The organism is Brevibacillus invocatus (assembly GCF_003710915.1).
GTDB lineage: Bacteria > Bacillota > Bacilli > Brevibacillales > Brevibacillaceae > Brevibacillus > Brevibacillus invocatus.
Window position 1 is genome coordinate 1 of sequence record NZ_RHHR01000008.1, and the last position, 12,016, is coordinate 12,016.

10 protein-coding genes, 2 pseudogenes and 1 other annotated feature (1 of these 13 cut by a window edge) are annotated in these 12,016 nt (G+C 49.5%); of the genes and pseudogenes, 4 read left to right on the forward strand and 8 right to left on the reverse strand.

Annotated features, from left to right (window positions below; all coding sequences use genetic code 11):
• Nucleotides 1-146: 146 nt before the first annotated feature.
• The gene (locus EDM52_RS03645; protein ID WP_122907649.1) at nt 147-755 is read right to left on the reverse strand and encodes an Hsp20/alpha crystallin family protein; all 609 of its coding nucleotides are present in this window, start codon (nt 753-755) and stop codon (nt 147-149) included.
• Between the two features lie 190 nt (nt 756-945).
• Here EDM52_RS03645 and EDM52_RS25400 point away from each other — a divergent pair.
• Together EDM52_RS25400 and EDM52_RS25405 are read left to right on the forward strand one after the other, a co-directional pair.
• Nucleotides 946-1,095, forward strand: a pseudogene (locus tag EDM52_RS25400) (DUF6157 family protein); the annotation flags it as partial.
• 113 nt (nt 1,096-1,208) lie between these two features.
• On the forward strand, nt 1,209-1,295 hold the full coding sequence (locus EDM52_RS25405) for a hypothetical protein (protein WP_251243176.1): 87 nt from the start codon (nt 1,209-1,211) through the stop codon (nt 1,293-1,295).
• Between the two features lie 168 nt (nt 1,296-1,463).
• Here the strand turns inward: EDM52_RS25405 and EDM52_RS25810 are convergent.
• From EDM52_RS25810 to EDM52_RS03660, 3 genes and pseudogenes are all read right to left on the reverse strand, one after another.
• Nucleotides 1,464-1,778 (reverse strand): annotated as a pseudogene (locus EDM52_RS25810) (ATP-binding cassette domain-containing protein); the annotation flags it as partial.
• On the reverse strand, nt 1,727-2,017 hold the full coding sequence (locus EDM52_RS25815; protein ID WP_462935886.1) for an ATP-binding cassette domain-containing protein: 291 nt from the start codon (nt 2,015-2,017) through the stop codon (nt 1,727-1,729). The pseudogene EDM52_RS25810 and the gene EDM52_RS25815, both read right to left, overlap by 52 nt.
• A 460-nt stretch (nt 2,018-2,477) precedes the next feature.
• Nucleotides 2,478-3,860 (reverse strand): LCP family protein, encoded by a 1,383-nt coding sequence (locus tag EDM52_RS03660; protein WP_122907650.1) that lies wholly within the window; start codon nt 3,858-3,860, stop codon nt 2,478-2,480.
• Nucleotides 3,861-4,103: 243 nt separating this feature from the next.
• On the opposite strand from EDM52_RS03660, the gene EDM52_RS03665 reads away from it, so the two are divergent.
• Together EDM52_RS03665 and EDM52_RS03670 are read left to right on the forward strand one after the other, a co-directional pair.
• Nucleotides 4,104-5,012: an NAD(P)/FAD-dependent oxidoreductase gene (locus EDM52_RS03665; RefSeq protein ID WP_122907651.1), complete on the forward strand. Its 909-nt coding sequence runs from the start codon at nt 4,104-4,106 to the stop codon at nt 5,010-5,012.
• Between the two features lie 49 nt (nt 5,013-5,061).
• Nucleotides 5,062-5,544 carry an NUDIX domain-containing protein gene (locus EDM52_RS03670; protein WP_122907652.1) on the forward strand — a complete coding sequence of 161 codons (483 nt, stop codon included), beginning with the start codon at nt 5,062-5,064 and terminating at the stop codon, nt 5,542-5,544.
• Nucleotides 5,545-5,592: 48 nt separating this feature from the next.
• Here EDM52_RS03670 and EDM52_RS03675 read toward each other — a convergent pair whose 3' ends face one another.
• The 4 genes from EDM52_RS03675 to ileS all read right to left on the reverse strand — a co-directional run bounded on the left by EDM52_RS03675 (nt 5,593) and on the right by ileS (nt 11,858).
• Complete coding sequence (locus tag EDM52_RS03675; RefSeq protein ID WP_122907653.1) at nt 5,593-7,005, reverse strand: MFS transporter; 1,413 nt, start codon at nt 7,003-7,005, stop codon at nt 5,593-5,595.
• Between the two features lie 21 nt (nt 7,006-7,026).
• Nucleotides 7,027-8,145 carry a mandelate racemase/muconate lactonizing enzyme family protein gene (locus EDM52_RS03680; RefSeq protein WP_122907654.1) on the reverse strand — a complete coding sequence of 373 codons (1,119 nt, stop codon included), beginning with the start codon at nt 8,143-8,145 and terminating at the stop codon, nt 7,027-7,029.
• A 20-nt stretch (nt 8,146-8,165) separates the two neighbouring features.
• Nucleotides 8,166-8,927, reverse strand: a complete 762-nt coding sequence (locus tag EDM52_RS03685; protein WP_415783028.1) for a TraR/DksA C4-type zinc finger protein — start codon at nt 8,925-8,927, stop codon at nt 8,166-8,168.
• Between the two features lie 144 nt (nt 8,928-9,071).
• On the reverse strand, nt 9,072-11,858 hold the full coding sequence (gene ileS / locus EDM52_RS03690; RefSeq protein WP_122907656.1) for an isoleucine--tRNA ligase: 2,787 nt from the start codon (nt 11,856-11,858) through the stop codon (nt 9,072-9,074).
• Between the two features lie 48 nt (nt 11,859-11,906).
• Nucleotides 11,907-12,016 (reverse strand) — a binding site (T-box leader) (it continues 165 nt past the right edge of the window).

The following is a 12,016-nucleotide window of genomic DNA, read 5'->3' on the forward strand; positions in this document are numbered from 1 at the left end:
TTCCGATAGTATTAGAAAACTTGGCTACGCCAAGCTTTTGGCGGAGCCTTAGTTGCACTTATACTATCTTCCGCTAATCTTTTAAGCGCTTTAGCGCACTTAAACTTTCCGATAGTACAAAAAAAGAGAAGGCATCTACCTTCTCTCTACAAATTTGCGCGAAACGTCGCTTTTTTTTCTCTCATCGTCTGATCCCGGACCAAATACAGCTCAAGCAACCCGTCCTGATACTGCGCCTTCATACCCTTAGAACCAACCGATACCGGCAGTTCAATTTTCCGGCAGAATGAGCCAGACGTCCTCTCTGTGTGCACGCGTGACGGAGCGTATACGTGCTCACGAATTCTTCCGCGCAGCTCAATGACCCTTTGATCCAGCAGCGTAACCTCCAGACTGTCCCGAGCGAAGCCCGGCAGCTCGCAGCAAACAATAACGAGGTGATCGGTCTGGAATACATCTGTCGTCGGGAAAAAAGAATGTTCTTCTTCCACGAGTACAGTCGAAGGCGCTGCCGAAGGTGCTTTCGTTCTTCTCTTTTTTGCTTTTTTCACTTTCGTCGTGATTTCTTGTGGCTGGGATTGAACGGTAGGCGCTGCATGCTTGCTTAGAACGACCAGGTTTTCCCAAAAATTCGTATCCAAGATTTGATTCATCTGACTCAATGCTTTCCAAGGATGCTCCTGATCAATACTTAAACGCGATAAACTTTCTGATGCTTTTTGCAGCTGCTTCATGGTCTCTTGCAAATTTTTCACTCGCCCGTACCTCCCCTCTCGTCAGTCCGTCAGAACTCCCTGCGAACGACTCGCTATCCTTCCCTAACAGGATATGCAGTAGGCGTTTGTCCCCGCGATTAACTTTCTGACAAGAGGAAAAACTGGTAATGATTCACTATTTACGCTATATTCAAGGATACGTTCTTCTATAAAAAGTGGGTGCTATGAAATGACTGAAATCGTACATACCTTTGTGCAAGTCTCTCCTGATTGTCCCGTAAAAACGGAGACCATTCCACCAACTAAGCAGGACGCGAAGCCATCTATACACGTACTCCAATATCAGCTGTTGACCCAATACCCTTATCGTTTCACGCTAGAAGAACTGATTTATGAGGTACACATCCGTCACAAGCAAATTCCCGCAGAAGAAATTGCGACCCACGCTGGGGCGTCCACCACGATCAAGAAAGCAAGCTGGCCCTGTACGGTATGGAGACAGATGAGTACCGTCGGTTTGTTGAAGTGGGAGAAGATGGATTGAAGCTCGTCTTTGGGATGAGGAATTCACGTGCTTGAAATCGACAACGCAATTTAAGAAAACTTGGCTACGCCAAGCTTTTGGCGGAGCCTTAGTTGCACTTATACTATCTTCCGCTAATCTTTTTAGCGCTTTAGCGCACTTAAACTTTCCGATAGTATAAGAAAACCTTTATCGAGGCCTTCTCAAGGAGGAGCGACCGCGTTTTAGCGGAAAGTTTTCATGCGCTCTTCCTCTAATTGTCGACTTGCTGCAAGAACTCTCTGGTTCTGGGATGTGCAATCCATAAAGATGATTCGGTCCGCTACTTCCCTAGCGAATTTCATCTCATGTGTAACCAAAACCATCGTCATGCCTTCATTTGCCAGCTCTCTAATGACCCGCAGCACCTCTCCGACCAATTGCGGATCAAGTGCAGAAGTGGCTTCGTCAAACAGCATGACCTTCGGCTCCATCGCTAGAGCACGGGCTATTGCACCCCGTTGCTGCTGCCCACCCGATAACTGACTTGGATAATGATCTTTTCGGAATCAATCATGACTGTCCCTGAAGTAGGTTGCTCCAGATAGTTGATACAACGAAGAAACGTCGATTTTCCTGATCCGGAGGGGCCGATGATAGCGACCTTCTCTCCTTGTCTGATGTCAATCCCTTTGAGAATTTCGTTCTCTCCAAACTTACCTCGTACGATTTCCAAAAAAGCAATCAAAACGACATGCAAAGAACGCACTTTCGAAAGCCTGCCTAAAGCAACCAGCATGCCAATCGTTAATGCCAAGGTAAAGGAAAGTAAGGCCAAGGCCAAGGCAACGACTAACCCTAATGCTTCCAGAAGAGAAGGCGTAAGTTGTTCAAAAGCTGTCTTAAAATCCAAATGATTCGCACTACTAACCCCCCGCTAACCAAGGGAAGCGCATCCCTGCACTTCCCCCCGTAAATTTCTTTCATTCGCGATTACTCTACAGGCATCGATCTTTTTTTCTTCCATTTCGAAAACGTTTCGTCACAAAAATCTCGTCGTGAGAGGACTGAAAAACCATTTCTAGCTCCTGATTTTTTCCAATAATTCTTTCAATATTTGGTCTATTTCTGGCATCGAAGCGCCCATCCTTTCCTCACAGAAATTAGTACAATTAATTTGAAAAATAAAAAAGAAATACCCACTGCTGTTTGGGTAACAGAGCGGGTATATTTTGTGTACCATTATACATCTCTTAACTTCAGCCTTCACCCTGCCCTTGATCGACCACTTCAACGACAGGCGCAGGCGGTGCCACGATGTCAGGTGGTGGTTGATCTGCAGGAAATGGCTGCTGCTCATTTGTCGGAGAAGGTGGCGCATCCGATGACGGTGGTTGCATCGGCGCTCCTTCTGTCTGTGGTGTCTCCGACTGAGGCTGCTGCGGTGGCTGCTCCGGTTGGGCTGGTGGCACCTGTACTTTGGTTGGCGCCGTGGTTGTCGGCTTTTTGGGAGCGACAGTCGGCTTGGTCTGAGGCTCGAATTTGGCTAGCTCCACGATGGCTGCATCACTTAGCCTATTCGCGGTCAGTTGCAGGTTATTGGTGGCCATCTCTGCTTTGAGCGTGTTGCGTACGTCTTGCATGTTTTTTTGCGGCCACATCGAGTACGGCGATTTCCAAACCGCGCCATTGTCGAGCGATACCATTTTTTCTGAAGAAATGGTGGCAAAGTCAAGGGCCAACCCCTTGATTTGTTCGGCTGAAAGGTCTGTGCGAATGTGTTTGCCAAAGGTGTCGAGAACGGTGGTCAGTTTGGAGATTCCATCGATCGATACGACTTTATCGACGACAGCCCGAATCACTTGCTGCTGTCTCCGGTTCCGGTCAAAATCGCTGGAATTATAAGCGTCTCCTCGTTTATCCAGACGATGGCGTACGAACCCGAGAGCCTGTTCGCCATTCAAGACTTGAAGTCCCTTTTTCAAATTTCGGTAGACGCCTTCTTGTGGAAGCTCGTAGACCAGATCGCGATCTACATCAACCTTAATGCCGCCAAGATTGTCGATGACCGCCGTAAATCCCTCAAAATCCAGCTGCACATAATGCTCGATCGGGATTCCCAGCATCCCTTCCAACGTTTTTTTCAAGAGCGTCATCCCGTTTTCTGTTACGGGCTTGCCCTTATTCTCCGCATCTCTACGTATATTTTCACCTAACGCAAAGACCTCGTTTACCTTATGGTAGCCAGGATAGCCCGGCATCTCTACGCGCGTATCTCTTGGCAGCGAAACCATTGTCAGTTTTTGTGTTTCCGGATTGGCTACCGCTACGACCAGCACGTCTGTATTCAGCATTCCGATGTTCTTACGTGTATCGACGCCGACAATGACGAAGGAGAGCGCTTTTTTCCCTTCATAAGGAACAACGACTGCTGGCTGATCCGGAAGCTTGTATGGATCGTCTGTGACAACTTCAAGTGTTTTGTCCATTTGTGATAGCGCCAAGCCTACCCCTACAATCAATAAACAAAAAAACACGCTGATAGCAAGGAGGAAGTACCATTTTTTCCCACGCCTTCCTCGCTTCTTTTGCTTTGTTTTGGGCGCCTGGTGCGCTGGCTTCTTTTCCATTCTCGCTTGCATGACTTCAACTCCTTATCCCGAAAAAGGGCACAATCTGTCACTACCTTCATCGCCGTTTATGGAAAATTATGTTCATTCTATCACACCTTCACAATAATTTGTAGAATTCTGCCGATTGTATCTATATGACGCACTTCCTGCCCATAACGTTCTTGCACTCGCGTAATGAAACAGGTAGTCTAAAATTGAAGATGTAATCTTGCTTGTTTGGCTACGTCACGAAAAATCGGAGGGGACAATAGAGTGGAACACGTACAGGTGCTGATCGCGGGAGGTGGCATCGGAGGATTATCTGCCGCCATCTGGTGCCAACGCTTGGGATTATCCTCTCTCCTTTTGGAAAAAACAGATGCATTGGGCGGACAAATCGCGCACATTCACAATGAAATCTGGGATTTTCCTCCACAGGTATATCCAGATGGAGCCGCATTGCTCAAGGATTTGCTGGCTCATCCGACAATCAAACAACTACGCCCGCGCTTGGGTGAGACCATTCTTTCCATTGATGTTGAGAATCATCTCGTCACGACCTCTCACTCCGTGTATCGAGCTGATTATTTGATTATCGCCACAGGTGTAACTCCAAATGTCATTCCCGCTCTGGAAGGCTGCTCTCGCGTATTGTCTCCGTGGTTTTCCACCACTTCACAGGCTTCTACTATACGAGGCCAGGACGTTGCGGTGATAGGCGGTGGTGACCGCGCACTGGAGGGTGCTGCAAATCTTTCTCCACATGCCCGTCACGTTTATCTGCTCGTTCGCGGCAAACAGCTTCGAGCCAGGTCGGAATGGTTGGATCGCATTTCTGCAATGCCCAATCTGCACTTATTGGTTGAGACTCAGATCGATACCTTCGCTGAGGAGGATGGCCGCATGACGCTCAACCTGCGTTCCAATCTGCCTGCGACCCCACGTTCCATCTCTGTGGACTGGATTTTGCCACGCGTTGGTGTCCGTGGGAACAGCCAAGGCTTCGATCCGCTGGATACTTATGATCAGCATTATCTGGTGACCGATTGCAACCAGGTCACAGGTGAGCAATGGATTTATGCGATCGGAGATGTGGCCAATGGTTCTGCCTATTCTTCTCTTTCGCTATCCGTTGGTCAGGCCATGAAAGCAGTCAAACACATTTCCCAGCAACAGACTTAAGCCAGCTTTTACGGCTGCTCAGACTTCTATTCATGAAGGAGACCGAGGTATGTACGCTTTTTTGGATGACTTCGGCTTGCCCGTCACCCTTACCTTTGATCCACAAGAGTATCACATGCATGACGCACGCCATGTGCTGATTTTTCCGTTTTGGCAAGGAAAGCTGCTGTTTACCCGCCACCGTGAGCGAGGCATTGAATTGCCAGGTGGAAAAGTAGAGCCAGGAGAAAGCAGTCTTGCCGCCGCTGTCCGGGAAACCTATGAAGAAACCGGAGCTGTTCTCAACGGTATCGAACGGATTGGTCAATATACCGTCAATGAAGAGCTGAGAAAGGATATTTACATAGCACTGGTCCAGCATTGCTCCCACCCCCCTACGGGTCCTGATGTTTGGGAGACGGTGACCTTTGATGAAATTCCTACTCAGGTACAGGGAAACCCCACATTCAGCCGTTTTCTGTATGATGAGGTGTATCCGCTTGCATTGGAGCAAGCATTGAAGCACCCCTTTGCTCTGAAAAAAACGTACTGATACGAAAAAAAACAGGCATTTACCGACGAATCCTTCGGCAGATGCCTGTTATTCTTTACCCTTTTCCTTTTCTTTTCCGCCCAACAAATGCTTGATCATGTCGCTTGGATCAAATCCGAAATGCTTGATAGCCTCTTCTTTTCGTTTATCGGTCTGCTTCTGCGGCTCAATTCCCAGCACCTCGGATATATGGCGCCATGCTTGTGCCTCTTTTTGTTTTTTCTGTTCTGCTTCTGCATCCTCACTCGTGGTCTGTGACTGCTGGGATTGCTGTTGCGTTTGCTGCGGTTTTAGAAAAAAGATGGCGACAACAGCAAACACCAGAGAGAGACCCGCGATTGACATAAACATGACGGTGCGCGACATCCCGAGAAGCCAGGTAAAGACAGGTGGTCCTATTGCTACCCCGATAAACCGGACTCCGCTGTATAGTGAAGTGATCATGCCTCGCTCTGTCTTTTGGACGGCCCCTACAATCATGCTGTTCAGGCAAGGGAGGATAAGTCCAGTGCCCAGGCTGCCAATAACCAGAATTCCGATCAGGACATAGGCGCCTTTGACAAAAGTCGCGAGTACATAGGAAGTGCTAAGCAGAAACATGCCGACAATCACAAAAAGTCGCATCAGCTTCAGCTTTTTCTTGATAATCAGCCCTGTCACATAAGCCGCAATGCTCATGACCAGCAAGGGAATGGCAAGGAATCCACCCTTGATGACTCCATCGATCTTGTACGTTTCCTCCAGCAGATCGGATAAGTAAAACAAGACCCCAAAGAGGGTAAACAGACAAATACTCCCGATAAAGAAGGCGGGAACCAGCCACTTTCCATGCTTCTTAAACACCTGACCAATCGAATGAACATACTGTTTGATCGGAAGCGGCTTGCGCTCTTGCTTCTTTTCCTTCGTAAAAAAAAGAAAGAACAACAAAATGACACCACAGATGATCGGAAAGGCAAGGAAGACCATGTACCAGGATATTAAAGCTAGCAAGGAGCCAATGATTGGACTCAATACCTTGCCAATTCCGTTCGAGGTCTCCAGAAGACCTAGTGCTTTACTCTCCGATGCCCCATCGAACAAATCACCGACCATCGCCATGGCGATCGGAGCGGTACCCGCTGCACCGATCCCCTGCATGATCCGTCCTGCCATGATCATAAGGTAGGGATTGTCCACCCAAAGCGATGCAAGACCAGCCACTAGCCCACCTATTCCGTAGAGGCCAAGTGCGATCAGGATCACACCTTTACGGCCAAAGCGGTCGGACAAATAGCCGGCAAAAGGAATGACGATCCCCGCTGCGATAGAGAAGGCAGTGATGAGCAGACTGGTTTGAAATTGAGTTAAATCCATCTTGGCTTTCATCGTCGGCAAGACGGGAATCAGCATGGAATTGCCCAATACCATCACCAGCGGGATTCCCGTCAAACCAATCAGGTTCTTCGCATTCTGCGCCATATGGCTGTTGTCCCTCCACTTTTACACATATACATGGCCATCCCAGTGCATGGCATTGATGATCTCCCAGTTCGGCTCCAATCCGATCCCCACTCCATCGGGTACGATAACCTCTCCCTGGATCGGCTGTAGCGAGAACAAATGAGTAAATGGATTTTCCATGACATCCCACTCTACTGGCTCAATCTGCTGATCTTGCATCTTGCTCCATGCAGGAAGACAAGCTTGAGCAAAGATCGCATACAGACGGGATAAGCTTCCGTCAAATGCATGCGGGGAAACCCGATATCCAAATTGTCGCGAGAGCTCAACCTGACAACGATAAGCATCCAGCCCTTCTGTGTGCATGGGATCAGGCTGAACGATATCTATGGCTCCTTGATGGAGCAGTGGCAGAAACTCACTGCAACGCACCAGATTTTCTCCACCTGCCAGAGGAATAGGCAAAGCGGCACGCAGCCTGACGTATTCCGCTACCCGATCCATTGGCATCGGTTCCTCGAGCCACATCCAGTTGGGGTACCGTGAAATCAGATGCTCCCAATCACGTGCTGCCGCTAGGTCATAGCTCTGATTGGCATCGAGTGCCACACATACATCGGGACAAAGGGAATTCATGAGCGCCTCGATATGCTTGTGATCCTCTCGAATCGTGCGACCGCCAATTTTCACTTTTATCCGTTTGAATCCTGACTCAACTTGGGAAGTAACCTGCTGTAGCGACCTGACTGCCCAATCATCTGTTTCCCGATAGGACTGAAACGAAGCGTACACTGGGATCTTCCCATGTACTTTTCCACCCCACAGCTCACACACAGACAGGCCAGCCTGCTTGGCTATGATCTCGGTCAACGCCATACTAACCCCGGCGGCTGAGCGTTGATGCCATTTATTGACAACCTCGGTAATCGTCCGCCTGTCAGTCGCTTTTTTTCCGATCAAAAAAGGGGCGATTCGCTCTCGAAAACCGACGTGCAATGTAGGTAGCCAGTCCAGAATTTCCCCCCACCCATCGATTCCGGACCGGGTAATCACTCTGATCAGATAAGTGGTGCGATAACGCTTGTATCCATTCGCATCTCCGTACGCTTCCGGTAATCGGTACAAGAGGGGATATGTCTCGACTCGTTCGATCTGCATGTCAGTTGCCTAGCCTCCAGTTACAGCAAATCATCGCGGCCTTCACGCTCCGCACGTTCTTCCTCGTAATCATCGTATTGAAGAAAATTCCCCTTCCCCTCACCTTTGCGCATGTACGCCTCATAGGTTCCGCTGCGCATGTAGTTGACACTCTCAGGTCCGGTGTACCCCTCGATCCCTGTATAGCCGATTTCCTCGACTGCCTCTACGAAGCCGTCGGGTTCATCACTTTCCACATACATTTCCTTGTAGTCCGTCTTGTCGTTATCAACAAATGAAAATGGTGTGCTTGAGGTTCCCCACGCCTCTACGATCTGCCAGGCATCCTCTCCATCAAAGCCGTTTTGGCCTTCCTTTTCATCTAAAGACGTTCTGCCAAAAGGCGGCTGGAGAAACTCTTCTTCAATCGGCCGTGAATCATTGATGTTTGGAGCTGGGGCGTGTTCCTTGCAGGTCTGAGCATGCGGTAGGGCCTCCAAGCGCTCCTCGGGAATGGGTTGTCCACAAACCGTGCAAATGCCATAGGTACCTTCTTCCATTCTGGTCAAAGCCTGATCGATTTCCTTCAACGTTTCGCGATCCAGGCTGTCGAGGGCCAAATCCTTTTCCCGTTCAAACAGCTCGCTGCCTATATCTGCAGGATGGTTATCGTACATGGCAAACTCTTGCAGTGAAGTGGCCATTTGTTCCCGCAAGCCGTAGTGTTCCTGCACCCGCTCTTCTATGTCCTTTTTTTCCTCCAGCAGTCTCTCACGCAGACTAGTCAACTTATTGCGGTCCACGTCGGACACCACCCTTCTTTTTGATTCCTCAACAGGTAGTATGTCTTGGCATCAACCGAAATAACCGATGGTGGTAGGACTCTCTCCATACAAAAAAACCTGTCCCTCCCCATTCGGGAAAGACAGGCTCGAACAAGCGTTTGTTTATTCTTCATGCACATGAGCGTAATGCTCTTCGACAACAGTAGCACAACGTCCGCAAATAGCTGGATGCGCGGAGTGTGAACCAACGTCCTGCTTCACCACACGGCAGCGCTCGCACTTGACACCATCTGCCGCCGCTACAACTACGCGGATGCCTTCCAGTTGGACAGCGTCAGCTGGAGCTGCCGCATCTTGGCTGTGCAGATCAACGTGTGCCACGATAAACAGGTCTGCCAGATCCTCCATCGCCGCCAGCGTTTGGGCAACTGCATCGTTTTGCGGATACAAAGCAAGCTTGGCGTCAACGGAATTACCGAATACCTTGTTGCGGCGCGCTTCTTCCATGGCCTTGAGAACTTCATCACGGATTTCCATGAAGGCATCCCACTTGCTCAATGCTTCAGCCGAGAAGCTCAGATGTTTTTCTTCTGCTTCTGGCATATCCGTCAATTGTACGCTTTCGACTTCCACGCCCGGGATAAAGTTCCATACTTCATCCGCGGTGTGCGGCAGAATCGGAGCGATCAGTCTGACCAGGCTCAACAGGCAGTCGTACATGACCGTTTGAGCAGCGCGGCGCTTGCTGCTGTCTGGTGCCTCGACGTACAATCTGTCCTTGCAAATATCCAGATAGAACGACGAAAGTTCGATGACACAGAAGTTGTGAACCGTGTGGAAGACAGTATGGAATTGATATTCGTCATATGCTTTCTTCACACGCTTTGTTACTTGCGCTGCTTTGGCAAGCACGTAACGATCCAATTCGCCGAGCTGCTCATACGCAACACGATCCCGCGCCGGCTCAAATCCATCCAGATTGCCTAGCAGGAAACGGAAGGTGTTGCGGATTTTGCGATACACTTCTGCGATTTGGTTCAGAATCGCATCGGAAATGCGGACGTCGGATTGGTAGTCAACGGATGCAACCCACAGACGCAGGATATCTGCACCCAGCTTGTCGATGACTTGCTGCGGAATGACTACATTACCCAGTGATTTGGACATTTTGCGTCCTTCACCATCCAATGCAAAGCCGTGGCTCAATACGGACTTGTAAGGCGCTGTGCCGTATACAGCTACGCCCGTGGACAAGGAAGAGTTGAACCATCCACGATATTGGTCGGAGCCCTCCAGATACATATCTGCCGGCCAGCTCATGCCACGCTCGCGCAGTACGGCTTGATGGCTGGAACCGGAGTCGAACCAAACGTCCATAATGTCCGTCTCTTTGCGGAATTCATGGGCACCACATTTCGGGCAGGACAGTCCTTCAGGCACCAACTCATTTGCTTCACGCGCGAACCAGACAGAAGAACCTTCTTTACGGAACATATCCGCGATATGGTTAATGGTCGTATCGTTAATGATCGGTTCATTGCAGCATTTGCAATAGAAGATCGGAATAGGTACACCCCAGACGCGCTGACGGGAAATGCACCAGTCGCCGCGATCTGCGATCATGTTCGCCAAGCGGGTTTCGCCCCATTGCGGAATCCACTTTACATTTTTGATCGCTTCCAGCATTTGGTCACGGAAGCCGTCGATTGAAGCAAACCATTGCTCGGTAGCACGGTAGATGACCGGCTTTTTGGTGCGCCAATCATGCGGATAGGAGTGAGTAAAGAAGCTCAGCTTCAGTAATGCACCCGCTTCTTTCAGCTTCTCAGTGACGACCTTATTCGCGTCCTCATAGAACAAGCCTTCGAATCCAGGAGCTTCACTGGTCATTTTCCCTTCATGGTCTACTGGGCAAAGGACCCCAAGCTCGTATTTTTGTCCTACAGCAAAGTCATCTTCCCCGTGACCTGGTGCTGTGTGAACACAACCTGTACCGGCATCCAAGGTGACGTGCTCACCCAGAATCAGAGGGGATTTGCGCTCATAGAACGGATGCTGGGTGACTACACCCTCCAGGTCTGCTCCTTTATGAGTAGAGACGACCTCTACATTTTCCCACTCGAGCTCCTTGGTCACCGCTTCCAGCAAACCACTAGCCACGAGGAGTTTCCGATCTGCTACTCTTACCACGCTGTATTCCAGCTCTGGATGAATCGAAATAGCCAAGTTGGCTGGCAAAGTCCAAGGAGTGGTCGTCCAAATAACAACGCCGGTTTCCGTATCGAGCTGACCTTTTCCATCCACGACCTGGAAGCTGACATAAATAGATGGAGAGCGTTTGTCTTTGTACTCGATCTCTGCATCTGCCAAGGCAGTTTCCGAGGAAGGAGACCAGTATACACAGCGCAAGCCCTTGTAGATATAGCCTTTCTTTGCCATTTCTCCGAAGACGCGGATCTGGTTGGCTTCATACTCAGGCAGGAGTGTCACGTAAGGATTTTCCCAATCTCCGCGAACACCCAGACGCTTGAACTGATCACGTTGTTTGTCAATATAGGACCAAGCGTACTCTTCACAGCGCTTGCGGAAATCGTTGACCTCGATCGCGCGACGATCCAGTCCCTGCGCATTGATAATCGCTTGTTCGATTGGCAGACCATGCGTGTCCCAGCCTGGCACATACGGCGCGTAAAAACCAGCCATGGACTTGTAGCGCATGATGAAGTCTTTCAGAATTTTATTCAAGGCGTGCCCAATATGGATATCGCCATTGGCGTACGGAGGACCATCGTGCAAGACAAAAGACGGACGTCCTTTGGTGCGTTCCAGTACTTTTTGATAAATACTTTGTTCATCCCAATTTGTTTGCATGTGCGGCTCGCGATTGGGCAAATTCCCACGCATCGGGAAATCCGTTTTTGGCAAAGATAGCGTTTTGCTGTAATCCATAGCCTTCTTCACTCCTATAAAATAAATAAAAGCCTTCACTCATCCCCGGTAAGGGACGAGAGAAGACTCCCGTGGTACCACCCTGATTAAACGAGTTCACCTATGCCTATGTACAACATGGACGAAAGCTCGCTTCACTTGAACATTCTGTAACGGGA

Bases quoted from the DNA above. Each gene is read 5' to 3' on its own strand.
- EDM52_RS25405 (WP_251243176.1), top strand. From the start codon at position 1,209: ATGGAGACAGATGAGTACCGTCGGTTTGTTGAAGTGGGAGAAGATGGA.
- EDM52_RS25815 (WP_462935886.1), bottom strand. From the start codon at position 2,017: ATGCTGGTTGCTTTAGGCAGGCTTTCGAAAGTGCGTTCTTTGCATGTC.
- EDM52_RS03660 (WP_122907650.1), bottom strand. From the start codon at position 3,860: ATGCAAGCGAGAATGGAAAAGAAGCCAGCGCACCAGGCGCCCAAAACA.
- EDM52_RS03670 (WP_122907652.1), top strand. From the start codon at position 5,062: ATGTACGCTTTTTTGGATGACTTCGGCTTGCCCGTCACCCTTACCTTT.
- EDM52_RS03675 (WP_122907653.1), bottom strand. From the start codon at position 7,005: ATGGCGCAGAATGCGAAGAACCTGATTGGTTTGACGGGAATCCCGCTG.
- EDM52_RS03680 (WP_122907654.1), bottom strand. From the start codon at position 8,145: ATGCAGATCGAACGAGTCGAGACATATCCCCTCTTGTACCGATTACCG.
- ileS (WP_122907656.1), bottom strand. From the start codon at position 11,858: ATGGATTACAGCAAAACGCTATCTTTGCCAAAAACGGATTTCCCGATG.